This window comes from Amycolatopsis sp. NPDC051061 (assembly GCF_040682935.1).
Lineage (GTDB): Bacteria > Actinomycetota > Actinomycetes > Mycobacteriales > Pseudonocardiaceae > Amycolatopsis.
In genome coordinates this window covers 23,557-40,189 of sequence record NZ_JBFBBZ010000038.1, presented here as the reverse complement: position 1 = coordinate 40,189, position 16,633 = coordinate 23,557, and the positions used below count along the sequence as shown (strand labels likewise).

The following is a 16,633-nucleotide window of genomic DNA, read 5'->3' as shown; positions in this document are numbered from 1 at the left end:
CCGGGCCTCATCATGGGACGGTGCCCTCCGACGACTCGGACAAACCGGCCCGGCTCCGGGTCGACGCCGAGACGACGCTGATCCTGCGCGAGGCGTTCCACAAGATCGACGCCAACTACCGCAACGACCACTACGGCCTCTACGACTACGCCCGGGCCGTCATGAGCAAGATCGTTCCCCTCGACCACTTCTACATCGGCTTCTTCCACGGCGCGAACCGCGTCCGCTACCCCTACGGTTACGACGGCGGCATGTACACCGATCCGGCGTCGCACATCTACGGGCCGCACGGCCAAGCCGCCTGGCTGCTGAAGCACCGCCAGACCTACCGGATGCAGTACGACAACGGCGCCGCGCTCAACGCCGGCGTCGCTTCCGGGGACACGAGCCGCGCTTCCGCCGACGCCGTCACCACTCCCCTCTTCCGCCGCGGCCGCGACGGCGAGCCGGCGGTGTTCGGCATGATGTCCATGCAGAGCTACCGGCCGGGCACCTTCGACGACAACGCGGTGCGCGCGTTCGAGTGGCTGGCCGACCTGGTGGCCCGCGTGCTGACGACCGAAGCCGAAGACGTCGACGCACTCCGCCGCCTGCCGGCCGACGTCGACGACGCACCGCAGCTGGTCACCGCGGACCACATCGTCGAGCTGCTCTCGTCTCGCGTGGCCGACATCCGGCAGCGGGCCCAGGACGCCCTCGCGGTACCCGACGCGGGTTCGCTGCGCGAGGCCCTGCAGCGCATCGTCACCGACTGCCAGCAGCTCCAGTCGGACCTCGTCGAGCTCACGCTCGACATCGACAACGGCCCCGAGGAACGCTTCCGCTCGCTCACCGCCGCCGAACAGGGGGTCGCGGTCCTCCTCGGCAGCGACATGCCCAACGAGCAGATCGCCCGTGAGCTGGGCATCAGCCCGCACACCGTCAAGACCCACGTCCGCAACATCCTGGCCAAGTACCACCTGAGCGGACGCGCGGCGGTCGCCGACGACGTCCGGAAGCACCTGGCCCGCTGACCGGTCAGGCCGGCGAGCCGTCACCACCACCGACGGCACGCGGGGCAGGCCGGCTTCCCGCAAGCCGCGGGACAGCTCGGTGATGCCGCGGACCGCGCGATCGAGCACCGGCTCGGGTGAGCACGGGCGCTCACGGCTCGTTGCGGCCCTTGCCCTTTCCCTTGTCCTGGCCCTTGGCCTTCCCGTTGGTCTTGCCGCTTTCGACGTCCACCCCGCCGGGCGAGCTTCCGGTGGCGACGCTCGGCGGTACCGCGGTGACCAGGCTCGGCGCCGAGGGATCCGCGGCCCGCGGTGACGCCGCCACGACGTCGGAAGCGGGATGTGCCGGGGAGACCGCGGGCCCGGAAGTGGACGTGACCGGCGGCTCGGCCGCGGGCAGCCGGGCCGGGGAGTTCGCGGGGACGTCCGGTCTCGCCACCACCACCGCCAGCACGACGGCCGCCGCCGCGGTCGTGAGGCCGCCGGCCGCCATCAGCGCCCACCGGCGTCGCGTGGGCGCGGCCGCGACGATGTCCACCGACTCGCGCAGCAACCGCGGTACCTGCTCGGCGGCGGGCCGGTCGGCGGGCTCGCGGGCCGTCATCCGGCTGAGCGTGTGCGCGAGCGGAGCCGGGAGCCCGGCCGGGATCCGCGGGGACCGGTGCAGCCGCGCCGTCGCCGACTCGGCCAGGGTCCCGGGGTACTCCCGCTCTCCGGTCAGGCACTCCAGCAGGATCAGGCCGAGCGCGTAGATGTCGGCGGCCGGCTCGGCCGGCTCGCCCACGATCTGTTCCGGCGCCAGGTAGGCCGCCGTACCGGTCACCAGGCCGGTGCCGGTGATGTGCGTGGCGTCCAGCTCGTGCGCGATGCCGAAGTCGCTGATCAGCGGGCCGTCCGGACCGAGGAGGATGTTGGCGGGCTTGAGGTCGCGGTGCACGACGCGCTGGGCGTGCACGTGGGCGAGCGCTTCGGCGAGCTTCGACGCCAACTCGGCGACGTCGTCCGCGCCGAGGGGTCCGGCGAGCAGGCGCTCGGCGAGGTCCTCGCCGTCGACCAGCTGCATCACCAGGTACGGCCGGCCGCCTTCGGCGCCGCTGTCGAACAGCGCGACCACCCGCGGGTGGTCGATGCGGGCCTGCACGGTCCGCTCCCGCACCCGGCGCAGCTGCTCCACCGCCACCGCGTGACGCTCGTAGACCTTGATGGCGACCTCTCGCCGCAGCAGCCGGTCGACGGCCCGGTAGACCCGGGCGGTGCCCCCGCTGCCGATCAGCCTCGCGACCTCGTAGCGCCCCGCTATCAGGTCCGGCGGGTCGTTGTCGGTCCAGTACGACGGCACACCGGCGACGTCCAGCGAAAACCGCGGCGACGTCGCGTCGGCGCCGTCGTCTCCTCGCTCGTTCCCCATCGGCAGGCAGTCCCATCTGGTCGGCGACCCTCCCGGATACCGCGAAGGACCGCCGGGCAAACGAAATCCCGGCGTGAAGTCAGTCCCAGAGCACCGGCAGGCGCAGCGGACCGCGGGTCGACAGCCCGGCCTTCCAGCCGATGCCGTCCTCGTCGGCCAGCCTGAGGCCCGGCAGCCGGCGCAGCACCGTCTCCAGCGCCACCTGCAGCTCCATCCGGGCCAGCGGCGCGCCCAGGCAGTGGTGCGCGCCGTGGCCGAAGCCGATGTGCGTCGCCTCCGCGCGCAGCAGGTCGAGCTCGCCGGGGTCGGTGTACACCGAGTCGTCGCGGTTCGCCGACGCCAGGGCCGGCAGCACCGGCTCCCCCGCCTTCACCGTCACGCCGCCCAGTTCCACGTCCTCCAGCGCGTAGCGCGCGATGCCCGCCCCGATGCCGAGCGGGACGTACCGCATCAGCTCCTCGACCGCCTTCGGGATCAGGCCGGGCTCCGCGCGCAGCAGCGCCAGCTGCTCGGGGTGCGTGAGCAGCACGTACACGAAGTTCGGGATCTGGGACGCCGTCGTCTCGTGCCCGGCCACCAGCAGCGTCTCGGCCAGCGACAGCAGCTCCTCCTCCGAGAGCCGGTCGTCCTCGTCGCGGGCCGCGACCAGCGCGCCGAGCAGGTCCTCGTGCGGCGTCTCGCGCCGCTGGGCGAGCAGGCCCGCCATGTACTCGCGCATGCTCGTGTGCGCCGCGCGGACCTCGTCCGGCGTGAACTTCGTCGTCGAGAGGAACGCGTCGGACCACCCGCGGAAGTCGCCGCGGTCCTCGAACGGGACGCCCAGCAGCTCGCAGATCACCGTCACCGGCAGGGGGAGCGCGAAGCCGTCCACGAGATCGGCAGGCGGGCCTTCGGCGAGCATCGCGTCGACGAGCTCATCGGCGATCTCCTGCGCCCGCGCCCGCAGCGCTTCGATCCGGCGCACGGTGAACGCCTTCATCACCAGCCGCCGCAGCCGGCTGTGCTCCGGCGGGTCCAGGGCGAGGATGTTGCCCGGCGGCGTCAGGTGCGGGCGCAGCCGGGGCTCGTCGCGCCCGGTCGCCGCCGCGCGGCTGAACCGCGGGTCGCCGAGCACCGTCTTGACGTCCTCGTACCGCGTGGCCAGCCAGGCCGGTTCGCCGTAGGGCAGGGTGACACGGCTGAGCGGTTCTTCGGTGCGCAGCCGCGCGAACAGCGGCTCGATGTCGAGCTTTTCCGGCTCGCTGAACGGGTAGGCCCTCGTCATGACGACTCCTTCGCGGCCGAGCGGTGGCGGTACGGGACGAACAGCGCGGCGACGACCGCGAGCACGCAGATCGCGCCGGACACGGCGAACGCCGTCGTGTAGGCGTCCACTGTGGGCAGGGGGAGGCGCGGCAGCAGGTCCGCGGCCAGGATCGCCGAGGCCACCGCCGTGCCGATGGACCCGCCGATCGAGCGCAGCGTCTGGTTGACGCTGTTGGCGACACTGGTCTGCTCCGGGGTGACGCCGCTGTTGAGCAACGTCGGGATCGCGCCGAACGCGAGCCCCAGCCCGAGGCCGAGCAGGCCGGTCGCGACGTAGAAGTGCCAGTGCTGCCCGTGGAAGGCGAGCAGGAAGCCGAACGTCGCGGTCGCGACGACCGTGCCGATCACCATCGGGACCTTGGGGCCGACGCGCCGGATCAGCATCGACACGGCGCCGGCGGCGAGCAGCGTGCCCGCGGTCATCGGCAGCAGCGTCAGGCCCGCGCCGAGCGCGTCGGACCCGAAGCCGTAGCCGACGGCACCCGGCGTCTGCACGAACTGGATCACCAGGATGAACGCGCCGTACATGCCGGCGCCGGTGAGGAACGTGGCGAAGTTGGTGCCCAGCACGACCGGGGTGCGCATCATCGCGATGTCCACCAGCGGCTCGCGCACCCGCCGCTCGACGACGACCCAGGCGGCCAGCAGCACGAGCGCGCCGGCGAACAGGCCGAGCACCGTCGCCGAGCCCCAGCCCCAGCTCGGCCCGCGGTTGATGCCGAGCACCAAGCAGACCAGGGCGCCGGCGAGCGTCAGCAGGCCGAGGACGTCGACGTAGAACTTGCCCGCGGTTTCGGGCAGCCGGATCAGCACGGCGGTGCCGAGCAGGCCCAGCGCCGTGACCCCCGCCGAAATCCAGAACATGCCCTGCGCCGACACGCCCGCCTGCACCAGCAGCCCCGACACGAGCAGGCCGGCGCCGGCGCCGATGCCGGTCAGCGCGCTCAGCAGCGCGATGCTCGAGGGGACGCGCTCGGGCGGGAAGATCGACCGGACGATCCCGATGGCCAGTGGCATCGCCGCGAACCCCATGCCCTGCAGGGCGCGGCCGGCCAGGACGACCCCCATCGACGTCGACACCGCGACCAGCACCGAACCGAGGGTGGTCAGCGCGAGCGTCGCCATGAGGACGCGCTTGCGGCCCAGCTTGTCGCCCAGCGAACCCAGCAGCGGGGTGAACACCGCGGCGGAGAGCATGTTGACCGTCACGACCCAGGAGACGTCGGCCATCGACACGCTCAGGGACTGCGCGAGGCCGGACAGGATCGGCATGACCATGCTCTGCATGACGACGATCGCGAACGTCGAGAGCGCCAGCACCAGCAGCACCGCCGTCGGGTGCGACTCCGCGCGCCGGGCGGGCGGCGCGGGTGACGGCGGGGCCGTCAGGGTTTCGGACACCGGAACCTCCGTTGTAGTCAACTGACGACTTCACGGTAGGACCGTCCCGGGAACTAAGTCAACGAGCGACTACTTATCCGCCCGGTGATCACGGTCACAAGGCATTTGCCCTGGTCTACACTGCGGAAACCCGATCGGGAGGAGGCCCGCCATGGACACCGCGGAACCGCGCGCCCGCCGTCGTGACGCCGCTGCCACCCGTGAAGCGCTCTTGAACGCGGCCCGGACGTTGCTGTCCGAGCACGGCGTCGAAGGCACGAGCACCCGGGACGTCGCCGCGCTGGCCGGGGTCAACCAGGCGCTGGTCTACCGGTACTTCGGGTCGAAGGAGAAGCTGTTCGCGGAGGCGGCGGGCCGCGGCCTGGACGCCGCCGACACGATGACCGCGGACACGCCGCTGGCCGACCTCCCCCGCGAACTGCTCGACCGGGCCCTCGACGTCGGCGCGGAGCACCCGAGCCACCTGTCCGGGCTCGTGACGGCGGCCAACGACGACATGATCCGCGCGGTGGTCCGCGAGCGCATCGAACGCGCGTTCGACGAGCAGCTCGCGCCCCGGCTGTCGGGCGCGGATCGCGAACTGCGCGCGGAGCTCCTGGCCGCGGTGATCACCGGGATCGCCGTGCTGCGCGGCAAGGTGGGCACGCGCGCGCTGACCACGGCCGACCGGGACGCGATCGCCGGGTACGTCGACCGCATCGCCGCGACGCTGCTCCACTGAGGACGGTCCACGAGCGACCGGCCGTAACGGATCACCCGATTGGTCGATATCCCGTTCGTATCCGGATCATCCGGACCTTCACGAGGGGACCTTCCGACCATGTTTCGTGTTCACCTGGGAGCGCTCATCGCCGCCGGGGCCGCCGCGGCCCTGATCTGCGCCGGCTGCTCGACCACCGCCGGGACGCCGTCGCCGGCCGCGGCGTCCACCGCCGCCACGACGTCCGCGAGCGCCGCGGCCGCCTCGCTCGAGGGGTCGAAGGCGGGCTCCGCCGTCGCCGCCGCCGCGAAGCAGGCCAAGTCGGTCCACGTCCGGGGCACAGTCTCCGAGGGCGGGAACCTCAACCTCGACCTGCAGCTCAACCCGGACAGCGCGAGCGGCACCGTCGTGCAGGACGGGCTCGAGATCCCGGTCCTGCGGGTCGGCGACAAGTACTACTTCCGGTTCAGCCAGTCGCTGATCGACAAGGCCGGCCTCCCGGCGTCGGTGGGCAAGCTCCTCAAGGACAAGTGGGTGCCCTCGACGTCGCAGATCGGCGCCGGGATCGGCACCGCGTTCAAGCAGTTCCTCGACTACCGGACGTTCACCGGCAACACGATCGGCCAGCTCGAGTCGGAGCCGTTCAAAGCCGGCGGGGAGACGACCAGCGGCGGCGTCCCGGCCTTGACGTTCACCAGCGCCGACGGCACCGCGACGGTCGCCGCCGCCGAACCGCACTACCTCCTGCGCATGCAGGAACCGAAGAGCGGCACGCTGGAGTTCTCGGACTGGGACAAGCCGACGACGGTCGCGGCGCCCAAGGCGTCGGAGATCTACTCGGGCCCCGGCGCCTGACCGAAGGCCGGCGTGATGTCCACGTGGACGCGGTAGTCGGTGATCCGGTCCCCCGCCAGCCGGATCACCGTCACGCAGGGCAGGGCCAGCCGCTTGCCGTCCGGGGCCGCCGTCTCGATCGTGAACCGGCAGAACAGCTGGTCCTCCCCCACCGCCGCCACCTGGTCGACGACGTGGTGGACCCACGGCAGCGCGCCCGCCGCACCGGCCGTCGCCGCGGTGATCGCGGCGCGGCCGGTCAGCGGCGCACCATTGGCGAACACATACGTCGCGTCGTCCGCGAACCACGACGCGAACGACTCGGCGTCGCCCGCGTCCACCGCCGCGCACATCTCGCGGACCATGCGCTCGTGGCTCACTTCCGCAGCTCCAGGCCGTAGCGGGTCATCACTTCCGCGACCAGCGTCATGTCCCGCCCGGGCGGCAGCCGCGACAGCTCCCGGTAGTAGTTCTCCAGGCCCGGCGGAGAAACCACGGCGATGACGCGCGTCTCTTCGTCGAACGGGTTGCGGAACACGTGCGGCACCCCGCGCGGCATCAGCAGCGAATCGCCCTGGCCCAGGATGTGCCGCTCGCCGTCGAGCTCGACCTCGACGCGGCCCTGGACGCAGGTGAACAGCTCGTCCTCGCGGGTGTGGACGTGGGTCGGCGGCCCGCCGAGGCCCGGCGGCACGACGTACTCGAACAGGGAGTAGGCGCCGTTCGTGTCGGCGCCGGTCAGGCGGGCGTGGATGCCCAGCCCGATCGCGCCGAGGTTCGTGCCGTCGCCGGGGTGGATGACGTGGTGGCCGGTCGCGGTGCTCATCGGGAACTCCTTCGCTACAGCGGGGTTTTCGCGGGGGTCTTCACGGGTTCGGGGGTGCCCTTCAGCCGGCTCAGGACGGCCGGCGTGAGCGACCGGTAGGCCGCGGGGACGACCGGGTTCAGCCAGTGCGTGAAGCGGGTGAAGCGCCCGATCTGCACGCCGAGGTCGCCGAGCACCTCGTCGACGTTGTGGATGGAGAACGGGATGATCTTGGTGCCGCGGCAGTGGTGCGCGCCGGTCGCGACGTCGAGGAAGGCCAGCTGGGCCACGACGTCCGCGCGCCGGGCCGCCTCGTCGGGCAGGGTGAGCGCGCCCGCGAGGTCGGCGGCGATCCACACCGCCGCCATTTCGGCGTTGAGCGGGCTGAAGAACGACGAGTTGTACCCGTTGAAGTAGAGGCCCGGCGCGGCCAGCGGCTGGATCTGCCGGTACAGCAGGAAGTTCCCGCGCTCGTCGAAGAGCCGCTCCTGGACGGCGGCGGGGAGGAACGGGACGCCCTGGGTGAACCCGGTCGCACAGACGACCAGGTCGGCCGGCAGGACGGTCCCATCGGCCAGCTCCGCCTTCGGTCCGTTGTCGGCGAACAGCCGCTTGATGACCTGGTCGCGGCGGACCCGGATCGAGCCGTCGGCCACCCCCTCGAAGAACCCCTCGGTGGCCAGGCCGATCGCGTTCTTGACGATGTCCTCCATCCGCCCGCGTGGCACCAAGTCGTGCTTCGCGAGCCCGAACTGCCGCACCGACACCGATCCGATCGAGTTGAGCATCGAGCGGCGCAGCCGGTTTCCGGGGCCGTGCAAGAACTTCTCGAAGCCGCGCAGCCGGCGGTAGCGGAACAGCGCCTCGCCCAGCCGGGTCAGCAGCAGCATCTTGAAGTTGACCACGCCGGCGATCTTGCGCGGCACCTTCCACAGCAGCTGCCGGGCGATGACATCGGTCGTCTCGGCGACCTCGCTGAGCGCCACGGTCACGTCGCAGGCGGACTTGCCGTACCCGACGACGAGCGCGTGCTTGCCCCGCGCGTCGGAGACGTCGTGGAAGCCCGAGCCGGCCAGCAGCCGCCCGCCCGCCGCCTCGAACTCCGCGCGGCCCGGGTAGTCCGGCAGCGCCGGCTCACAGAAGACGCCGTTGGCGACGACGACGCGGTCGACCACCGAGGCCCCCTGCGCCCCGGTGGTCACCACCCACCGCGCGCCGTCGGGGACCACCGACTCGACGGTGGTCCCGAGCCGCAGGTGCGGCGTGACGCCGAACTCGTCGGCGTAGCCGGCGAGGTACTCCTGGATCTGCGCGCCGGTCGGCCACTCCGGGAAGTGCCGTGGCATCGGGAAGTCCGAGAACGAGTACTGCGCCTTGGGGCTCTGCGTGGTCAGCCCCGGGTAGCGCCGGGTCCGGCTCCACACCCCGCCGACGTCCGGGGTCTTGTCGAAGACCTCGACGTCGTGGCCGGCCTGCAGCAGCACCTTGGCCGTGGTCAGCCCGGCCAGTCCGGCCCCGATGATCGCGACGCGCATGCCTGGTCCTCCTCGTCCGCACGTCCTGGCCGGTGGCCCGGCTCGGCGTGCGCCACAGCGTGGATCAGCCGGGAGCCCTCGACCAACCGGGAGTCCTGGTCACTGGGACGGCAGCTCGGGCCGGGGCACCGCCCACCGCCGCGCGGAGTAGGCGCGGCTCGCCGCCGCGGCCGCCATCCGCACGGCGGGCCCGATCCGGTCGGGCTGCACCGCGGCGCTGGGTCCGGTGACCGAGAGCGCGGCGGTGACGCCGCCGGTGAAGTCGAAGATCGGGGCCGCGACGCAGCTGATGCCGGCGTTGCCCTCCTCGCGGTCGTAGGCCCAGCCCTGCTCGTGGACGACGGCCAGTTCGCGTTCGAGCGCGTCGGCGCTCGTGATGGTGCGCGGGGTCCGCCGGGTGAGCCCGCCGGCGACGACCGCACCGACCGTTTCGGCGTCCGACCAGGCGAGGATCGCCCGGCCGAGCCCGGAGCAGTGTGCCGGGATGAACCCGCCGACCTGGTCGAGCATGGGCAGTTGCCGGTGCCCGCTGATCTTCTCGACGACGAGCACCCGGGTGCCTTCGAGGACTCCGAGCTGCACGGTCGTCTTGGCCGCGGCGTAGAGGTCCTGCAGGTAGGGCAGCACGGCCTCGCGCAGCTCGTGGCGCACCGGCACCAGGCCGGACAGCTCGAACAGGCGGTTCCCGATCCGGTACTTCTCGCCGGGCTTGTCCAGCCAGCCGAGCTCGATCATCCGCGCCGCGGTGCGGTGCACGGTCGAGCGCGGCAGGCCCGAGCGCTCGACGAGCCGGGACAGCGTGAGCTCGCGGTGGGTCGCGTCGAAGGCGTCCAGCAGGGCGGCGGCGCGTTCGAGGGCGCCCGACACTGCAGCGTCCACGCTGGAGTCCCGGGCAGTGGGACCCGTTCTTGGCCGGCCGGCGGTCATGGCCCGAATGTAGGTCACATCATGGAGAGCAACCAGTCTCATCCGAAACGCCGCCGCGTCGCCCTCGTCGGCGGCGGCGCCGGCGGCATCGGCTCGGCCTGCGCGGCCGCGTTGCTGGCGAGCGGGCACCACGTCGTGCTCGCCGGCCGGACCGAGGCGACGCTGACCGAAACCGCGGCGACGCTCGGCGAGGACGTCGGGCACGTCGTCTGCGACCTCGCCGACCCGGCCGCGGCGGCCGACGCCGTGACCCGGGTGCGCGAACGGCACGGCTCGCTCGACGTCGTCGTGGCCAACGCGGGCGGCCCGGCGCCAGGCCGCGTGTTGGACGTGCCCGCCGACCAGTGGCACCACGACCTCGACCTGCTGGTCCTCGGTCCGCTGTCGCTGATGCGCGCCGCGCTGCCCGCGATGGCCGGACGCGGGTTCGGTCGCGTCGTCGTGCTCAGCTCGACGGCCGTCCGGCAGCCGCAACCGGGGCTCGCCGCCTCGACGGTGCTGCGCTCGGCGACGACGTCGGCGGCGAAACTGGCCGCGCTCGAGTACGCCGATCGCGGCGTCACGGTCAACTGCGTCGCCGTCGGCGCGACGCTCACCCCGCGGCGCCTGGAAATCGTGCACGGCCGGGCGGCCGCGGCGGGCATCGACGTCGCGACCGCGATGGCCGAGGACCTCGCCGCCATCCCCGCCGGGCGGGCCGCTGCGCCCCGGGAGATCGCGGCCGCGGTGGCGTTCCTGGCCTCGCCCGAAGCAGGCTACGTCAACGGAACCGTGCTGACCGTCGACGGCGGCCGCACGGAATGTCCCGCCTGAACGGAAGGTGCGCCATGACCACGTCCGGCCCCGGCTTCGCCATGACCGACTTCCTCGCGAGCATCAGCCACGCCGTCCGCCCCGACGGCCGGCGTCCGCTCGTGGTGCACGACGGCGACCTCGAGGAGATCCCGCCGGGCGCCGTCCCGAACCCGACGTCGCTGCGGATCGCCGGCACGCTGCCGACCGCGACGTTCGAGCTCTTCCGGCAGGTCATCCCGGCCGGCGAGAGCTCGGACCTGCAGCGCCACCACCACGAGACCGTCCACTTCGTCCTGACCGGCGACGGCCACAGCGAGATCGAAGACGAGACCGTGAGCTGGACGACCGGCTCGTTCGTCTACACCCCGCCGTGGACCTGGCACCGCCACCACAACGACTCGGCCGGGCACCCGGTCGAGTTCCTGACCATCGAGAACTCGCGGCTGCTCGGCCCGCTCGGGCTGAACCGCCGCCAAAGCGCGGGACCGGCGACCCTCGCCGAAGCCCGCGCCCGCTTCGACCACCGGGAGGACCAGTGACCGAGCCGATCCCCGACCACGTCGGCATCTGGGGCGAGCTGGGCGAGCTCGACCACACCCTGCGCCACGTCGACGTCCCGCTGGACGGCCGTCCCGTGCGAACGCGGGTCCTGCAGGCGGGCGCCGGGCCCGAGCTGGTCCTGCTGCACGGGACCGGCGGGCACCTCGAGGCCTACGCCCGCGACCTGGCCGGCCTCGCCCGCGACTTCCGCGTCACGGCCTACGACATGGTCGGGCACGGCTGGTCGGACCTGCCCGACCGGCCGTACACGATCGACGTCCTGTCCGCGCACCTCGTGTCCCTTTTGGACACCCTGGGCATCGGGCGGGCGCACCTGTCCGGCGAGTCGCTCGGGGGCTGGGTCGTCGCCTGGACCGCGGCCCACCACCCGGACCGCGTCGAGAAGCTCGTGCTCAACACGCCGGGCAACATCGCGAACAAGCCCGAGGTGATGGCCCGGATGCGGGACAGCACGATGGCGGCGGTGCTCGACCCGAGCGACGAGACCGTGCGGCGTCGTGTCGAGTTCCTGTTCCACCACAAGGAGATGGTGACCGACGAGCTGGTGAACCTGCGCCGGCGGATCTACTCCCGCCCCGGGTTCGTCCAGGCGATCGGCAACACGCTCGTGCTGCAGGACCCCGAGGTGCGCAAGGACTTCGCGTGGGACCCGGCGTGGGTGTCGAAGGTGAAGGCGCCGACGCTGCTGCTGTGGACCAGCCACGACCCCACCGGCGGGCTCGACGAGGCCGATCTCCTGCTCGGCTGGCTGCCCGACGCGCGGCTGCACGTCATCGACGACGCCGGGCACTGGCCGCAGTGGGAGAAGGTCGACGAGTTCCTCGATGTCCACCGCACCTGGCTGCTGACCGGGAAGGACCCGTCCTGATGGCCGAGATCGCCGGGTTCGCCGGCATGTCCCACAGCCCGTTCGCGACGTTGCTGCCGCCGCCGTCCGCCGGTGGCCCGGGCGCGAAGTTCCTGGCCGACGCCGACCGGGTCCGCCGCGCGGTCGAAGCCCTCGCCCCGGACGCGGTCGTCGTGATCGGGCCCGACCACTTCCACGGCAACTTCTACGACGTGATGCCGCCGTTCGTCCTGGGGGTCGAACACGCCGTGGGGTTCGGCGACTTCGGCAGCACCGAAGGGCCGCTGCCGGTCGCGGGTCCGCTCGCCTGGTCCGTCCACAACGGACTGACCGAGGCGGGCTTCGACGTCTCGCTGTCGTATTCGCTCACCGTCGACCACGGCATCGTGCAGACCTACGAGATGCTCACCGGCGGCACCACGCTGCCGATGGTGCCGGTCGTCGTCAACACGGCCGCGCCACCGTTGCCCACGTTGCGGCGGTGCATCGCCTTGGGACAGGCATTGGGGACGGCGCTGCGGTCGGCGGAGTTCCCCGGCCGGGTCCTGGTGGCGGCCAGCGGCGGGCTGTCGCACTGGCTGCCGTCGAACGACCCTCGTCTCGTGGCGGGCGAACGCCGCGAATCGCTGATCCACGGGCGGTCGGACGTCCGTGCCTTCGCGGCGGCTCGCGAACCCCGCGTCCGAGCTATGGGCGGTGACCCCGGAGCGAGGGTGAACACCGAGTGGGACCGGTGGTTCCTCGACCGCCTGAGCACCGGCGACGCCGGATCGGTGGCCGACCTGGGCCACGAGAAGCTCGAGGCCCAGGCGGGCAGTGGTGGCCACGAAGTGCGCTGCTGGCTGATCGGCCAGGTCGCCGCCGGGGCACCGCTCGGGTGGACGAGCTACGAGCCGGTGCCGGAGTGGATCACCGGCATGGGCATCGGCACCACGTTCGCCGTCGCCTGAGCGGGACAGCGGTCTTGCCGTGTGGCCGGTGATCGCGCGCGGCGACGTCGACGTCGTCGATCCGGTGGGCGGTCAGGGGCGAGGCCCGCCGTACGGTGGGTAGGGATAGCCGTAGTAGGGGTAGCCCGGGTAAGAGGGATAGCCGGGAGGCGTGGCAGCGGTCGGTCCCGGGTCCTCGCTCGCCGACGTCGCCGGGGTCGCCGAGTGACGGGGGAACTCCGGTGTGGCCGTCCGTTGGGGGGACGGCTGAGCGGACATGATCACCGCCATCGCCTGGATGCTCGTCGGCGCTGCTGTCCCGCCGGCGATCGAAGAGGCCGCGGTCGCCGGCGGCAGCGGCGCGGCCGGCAGCGAGGCCGGCGCGCACGGCACGTCCTCGGGGACGAGCGCCAGCACGAGCAGGCCGCCCAGCACCACCGCCGTTCCGGAGGAGACCGCGAGCCGCCGGACCCGGGCGCCTGCCCGCCCCGGCTTCGACCAGCGGCCGGTCGCCGCGCGGACGCGCTCCTCCACGCGCGCACGCGCCGCGCTCCTCCCGTCGATCTCTACCGCGAGAGCCTCGAGCCCGGTGACCGGATCACGGGGTACCGCCGGCCCGATGTTCCTCGGTGTCGCCCCGGTCCGCCGGAGCAGTTCCGCCACCGTCACCATTTCCGTGCGCTTCCGCGTCGAGCGCGTCATCGCAGCCTCCCCTTCCCGAAGTGATCATCCGGCCACTTCGCGTGAGACTAGGAATCAGCGGTGGAATTGTAAATGACGTGATCGCGGCGAATCCGTTATCGTTTCGACACAACCGGATCGGCCGTCAGTCCGTAGCCGCCGACGACTCTTGACAGCGCGACTGTTATCGCTAACAATGCGGCCCGTTCACCCCTCCCGGCCGTATCCCCTGGTGAAGATCATGGGAGTGGGGGCAGCGTGGCTTGCGAAGGCGAACTGGCCGTGGCGCGTTACCGGCTTCCGCGCACGATCGGCCGGGGCGCGATGGGCGTCGTCCGGCGCCTGGGACGAACGGCTCGAGCGAGTGGTCGCGGTCGAGCACCTGGTCCACCGGCCTTCGGCCGGCCACACCACCGCGTTCCGGACCATCGTGCGCGCCCTGCGCGAAGCCAGGGACCCACGGCTGAGGCACCCGCACGCGATCACCGTGCACGACATCGTCGAAGGCACCGGTACAGCCGGAATTCGAGGACTTCCCCGGTATTGCCTCACCTGGTTCGAAAGAATTGACCCGGACAGCGAACCGTCCGCCGCTCCTGGCCGTATTCCCGGTCAAGATCGACACGACCGGAGGAATGACGAGTGGGATCGAAGAAAACCACGCTCGGCGGACGGTACCGCCTGCTCGGCTCCGCCGCTCACGGTCCGTCGGGCACCGTGTGGCGGGCGAAGGACGAGCTGCTCGACCGCTTCGTGACCGTCCGGCAGCTCTCCGGGTGCCCGTTCGACGCGGCCCATTCCGACCGCGTCCGCGCGAAGGTGATCCGGGACGCCCGGGTGGCGATCCGCCTGCGTCACCCGAACGCGATCGTCCTGCACGACGTCTTCGAGCTGGACGGGACGCCGTACGTGGTGACGGAACACCTGGCCGCCAGGACACTCTCGGAAGTGCTCGAACAGAACGGAAGTCTCCCGCCCGGGCGCGTCGCCGCGCTCGGCGCCCGGCTGGCCTCGGCCTTGGCCGCCGCGCACGCCGACGGCATCCTGCACCGCGACATCAGCCCGGACAACGTGCTGATCACCGACGACGGGTCGGTCAAGCTCACCGGCTTCGGGCTGAGCACCGGTGACTCCCCCGCGTACCTCGCCCCCGAAACGACCCGGGGCGCCGTTCCGGGCTTCCCCGCGGACGTCTTCTCCCTCGGCGCCACCCTCTACGCCGCCATCGAAGGGCAGCCGCCCTCCGGCGCCGTGCCACCCCGGACGCACGGGCCCGTCATCGACGCCGTCCTCGGCTTGCTGCACCCCGCGCCGGCGGCCCGGCCCACGATGGCCCAAGCCGAACAGCTCCTGACCGGCTTGGCGACGTTCCGGCCCGTCGCCCGTGCCGTAGCCCCGCGGGCCCACGTCCGGGTGGTGGTCGCCGGCACCGTGCTGGTGCTCGTCATCGGCGCGGTGGCGCTGAGCAGGTCCGCGAAGTCCGCCTGACGACGTCTTCCGGGGAGTTTCCGCCGGCCCGATGATCGGGCACGAACGGTTCCTCTTCACACCCTCGGCGTCGTCGCGATCTTGCCGGGGGCCGGGCAGTCGCGCTACTCCGGACTCGGACCAGCGCGACTTCCTCTCCAGGAGCGGCTCGTGAAGAAAATATTCGCCGTCGTGGCCGTCGTTCTTCTCGCTCTCGGCGGCCTCGCCGCGCCCGCCGCCGGAGCGAGCGGCAAGAAAGGCGTCAGCGCCAACCCGTACTCCGGCGCCGCCACCGCGCTGAAGGACGTCGGGGCGAAGTGGTTCTACACCTGGGCCGCCGACCCCCAAGGCATCGCCGCTGCGGCCGGCACCGAGTTCGTGCCCATGATCTGGGGACGGGACTCCGTCACGCAGGACCAGCTCGACCGGGCCAAGGCGGCCGGCCGCACGCTGCTGGCCTTCAACGAGCCGGACCTGGCGGGCCAGGCGAGCATGCCCGTCGAGACCGCGCTCGACCTCTGGCCGCGGCTGCAGTCCACCGGGATGCGGCTCGGCGCGCCCGCCGTGGCCTACGGCGGCGACGTCGCGGGCGGGTGGCTGGACCGGTTCATGAGCGGTGCCGAAGCACGCGGCTACCGCGTCGACTTCATCCCGCTGCACTGGTACGGCGGCGACTTCTCGAGCGCGGCCACCGGACAGCTGCAGTCCTACCTGCAGAAGGTCCACGACCGCTACCACCTCCCGATCTGGCTGACCGAGTACGCCCTCATCGACTTCTCCGGCTCGGCACCGCGCTACCCGTCTTCGGCCCAGCAGACCGACTTCGTGACGCGCTCCACCGCGATGCTCGACGGGCTGTCGTTCGTCGAGCGGTACGCGTGGTTCTCCTTGTCCACGTCGACGTCGCCGACCGGGCTCTACTCCGGCACGACCCCGAACGCGAGCGGCGTGGCCTACCGCGCCGTGTGACCGCGCTCCTGGACGATCCACGTGTTGCCGTCCGGGTCGGCGAAGCCGAAGAAACTCGCGTAGTCACGCCGATCCGGATCGATGCCCGGCGCGAAGTCCCCCTGCCAGTCCGCGGACTTCTTGTGCCGCACCGCACTCACCGGCACGCCGCGCCCGGCCAGCTCTCCGTGGGCGGCCTCGATATCGGCCACCACCAGGTAGTGGTCCTGGGCCGAGCCCGGGGCGACGCCGGTCAAGCCGACCCCGAGCTGGATGGACGCCGCCGAGCCGGGCGGCGTCAGCTGGACGACCCGGAAACCGTCGTGCGGCGCGTAATCGACGTCCAAGGTGAAGCCGGCCCGCACGGTGTAGAACCGGACCGCCCGATCGACGTCGGCGACGGGCAGGGTGAGGACCTCCAAGCGGAACTCCATCACGCACGCCCCTTGCGGACCGGGCGCCGGACGACCCGCCGCGGCACGTAGATCGCCGGGACGA

The 16,633-nt window shown here is 72.3% G+C and carries 18 protein-coding genes; 9 read left to right on the top strand and 9 right to left on the bottom strand.

The window, feature by feature from the left end:
• The first annotated feature begins 20 nt into the window (after nt 1-20).
• A complete protein-coding gene (locus AB0N03_RS37970) occupies nt 21-1,013 on the top strand; it encodes a LuxR C-terminal-related transcriptional regulator (RefSeq protein WP_364382573.1) in 993 nt (330 codons plus the stop codon).
• 130 nt (nt 1,014-1,143) lie between these two features.
• Here AB0N03_RS37970 and AB0N03_RS37965 read toward each other — a convergent pair whose 3' ends face one another.
• The 3 genes from AB0N03_RS37965 to AB0N03_RS37955 all read right to left on the bottom strand — a co-directional run bounded on the left by AB0N03_RS37965 (nt 1,144) and on the right by AB0N03_RS37955 (nt 5,106).
• On the bottom strand, nt 1,144-2,400 hold the full coding sequence (locus AB0N03_RS37965) for a protein kinase (protein ID WP_364382570.1): 1,257 nt from the start codon (nt 2,398-2,400) through the stop codon (nt 1,144-1,146).
• A gap of 79 nt (nt 2,401-2,479) precedes the next feature.
• Nucleotides 2,480-3,664 carry a cytochrome P450 gene (locus AB0N03_RS37960; protein ID WP_364382568.1) on the bottom strand — a complete coding sequence of 395 codons (1,185 nt, stop codon included), beginning with the start codon at nt 3,662-3,664 and terminating at the stop codon, nt 2,480-2,482.
• Nucleotides 3,661-5,106 (bottom strand): MFS transporter, encoded by a 1,446-nt coding sequence (locus AB0N03_RS37955; RefSeq protein WP_364382565.1) that lies wholly within the window; start codon nt 5,104-5,106, stop codon nt 3,661-3,663. The genes AB0N03_RS37960 and AB0N03_RS37955 overlap by 4 nt, the downstream gene beginning before the upstream one ends.
• A gap of 151 nt (nt 5,107-5,257) precedes the next feature.
• Here AB0N03_RS37955 and AB0N03_RS37950 point away from each other — a divergent pair, with 151 nt between their 5' ends.
• Nucleotides 5,258-5,827, top strand: a complete 570-nt coding sequence (locus tag AB0N03_RS37950) for a TetR family transcriptional regulator (protein WP_364382562.1) — start codon at nt 5,258-5,260, stop codon at nt 5,825-5,827.
• Nucleotides 5,828-5,926: 99 nt separating this feature from the next.
• Nucleotides 5,927-6,661, top strand: a complete 735-nt coding sequence (locus AB0N03_RS37945) for a hypothetical protein (RefSeq protein ID WP_364382559.1) — start codon at nt 5,927-5,929, stop codon at nt 6,659-6,661.
• On the opposite strand, the gene AB0N03_RS37940 is transcribed toward AB0N03_RS37945, so the two are convergent.
• The 4 genes from AB0N03_RS37940 to AB0N03_RS37925 all read right to left on the bottom strand — a co-directional run bounded on the left by AB0N03_RS37940 (nt 6,640) and on the right by AB0N03_RS37925 (nt 9,859).
• The gene (locus AB0N03_RS37940) at nt 6,640-7,020 is read right to left on the bottom strand and encodes a nuclear transport factor 2 family protein (RefSeq protein WP_364382556.1); all 381 of its coding nucleotides are present in this window, start codon (nt 7,018-7,020) and stop codon (nt 6,640-6,642) included. The two genes, AB0N03_RS37945 and AB0N03_RS37940, sit on opposite strands and share 22 nt — an antisense overlap.
• Entirely contained in the window at nt 7,017-7,466 is a 450-nt protein-coding gene (locus AB0N03_RS37935) for a cupin domain-containing protein (protein ID WP_364382553.1), read from the bottom strand. Before AB0N03_RS37935 ends, AB0N03_RS37940 begins: the two co-directional genes overlap by 4 nt.
• Before the next feature lie 14 nt (nt 7,467-7,480).
• Entirely contained in the window at nt 7,481-8,980 is a 1,500-nt protein-coding gene (locus AB0N03_RS37930; protein ID WP_364382550.1) for an NAD(P)/FAD-dependent oxidoreductase, read from the bottom strand.
• Nucleotides 8,981-9,079: 99 nt separating this feature from the next.
• The gene (locus AB0N03_RS37925; protein ID WP_364382547.1) at nt 9,080-9,859 is read right to left on the bottom strand and encodes an IclR family transcriptional regulator; all 780 of its coding nucleotides are present in this window, start codon (nt 9,857-9,859) and stop codon (nt 9,080-9,082) included.
• A 69-nt stretch (nt 9,860-9,928) separates the two neighbouring features.
• Between AB0N03_RS37925 and AB0N03_RS37920 the strand changes: the two genes are divergently transcribed.
• From AB0N03_RS37920 to AB0N03_RS37905, 4 genes are read left to right on the top strand one after another with little or no spacing between them, the layout of a single operon-like run.
• Nucleotides 9,929-10,720, top strand: a complete 792-nt coding sequence (locus tag AB0N03_RS37920; protein ID WP_364382544.1) for an SDR family oxidoreductase — start codon at nt 9,929-9,931, stop codon at nt 10,718-10,720.
• 14 nt (nt 10,721-10,734) lie between these two features.
• Entirely contained in the window at nt 10,735-11,241 is a 507-nt protein-coding gene (locus tag AB0N03_RS37915; RefSeq protein ID WP_364382541.1) for a cupin domain-containing protein, read from the top strand.
• A complete protein-coding gene (locus AB0N03_RS37910) occupies nt 11,238-12,131 on the top strand; it encodes an alpha/beta fold hydrolase (RefSeq protein ID WP_364382538.1) in 894 nt (297 codons plus the stop codon). The genes AB0N03_RS37915 and AB0N03_RS37910 overlap by 4 nt, the downstream gene beginning before the upstream one ends.
• Nucleotides 12,131-13,060: a 2,3-dihydroxyphenylpropionate 1,2-dioxygenase gene (locus AB0N03_RS37905; protein ID WP_364382535.1), complete on the top strand. Its 930-nt coding sequence runs from the start codon at nt 12,131-12,133 to the stop codon at nt 13,058-13,060. The genes AB0N03_RS37910 and AB0N03_RS37905 overlap by 1 nt, the downstream gene beginning before the upstream one ends.
• A gap of 72 nt (nt 13,061-13,132) precedes the next feature.
• Here AB0N03_RS37905 and AB0N03_RS37900 read toward each other — a convergent pair whose 3' ends face one another.
• Nucleotides 13,133-13,741, bottom strand: coding sequence for a hypothetical protein (locus AB0N03_RS37900; protein ID WP_364382532.1), 609 nt, complete (start codon nt 13,739-13,741; stop codon nt 13,133-13,135).
• 621 nt (nt 13,742-14,362) lie between these two features.
• Here AB0N03_RS37900 and AB0N03_RS37895 point away from each other — a divergent pair.
• Both AB0N03_RS37895 and AB0N03_RS37890 read left to right on the top strand, forming a co-directional pair.
• Nucleotides 14,363-15,208 (top strand): serine/threonine-protein kinase, encoded by an 846-nt coding sequence (locus AB0N03_RS37895; protein ID WP_364382529.1) that lies wholly within the window; start codon nt 14,363-14,365, stop codon nt 15,206-15,208.
• Between the two features lie 150 nt (nt 15,209-15,358).
• Entirely contained in the window at nt 15,359-16,156 is a 798-nt protein-coding gene (locus tag AB0N03_RS37890; RefSeq protein ID WP_364382526.1) for a glycoside hydrolase family protein, read from the top strand.
• Here the strand turns inward: AB0N03_RS37890 and AB0N03_RS37885 are convergent.
• Nucleotides 16,141-16,569 (bottom strand): VOC family protein, encoded by a 429-nt coding sequence (locus AB0N03_RS37885; protein ID WP_364382524.1) that lies wholly within the window; start codon nt 16,567-16,569, stop codon nt 16,141-16,143. The two genes, AB0N03_RS37890 and AB0N03_RS37885, sit on opposite strands and share 16 nt — an antisense overlap.
• Between the last annotated feature and the right edge of the window lie 64 nt (nt 16,570-16,633).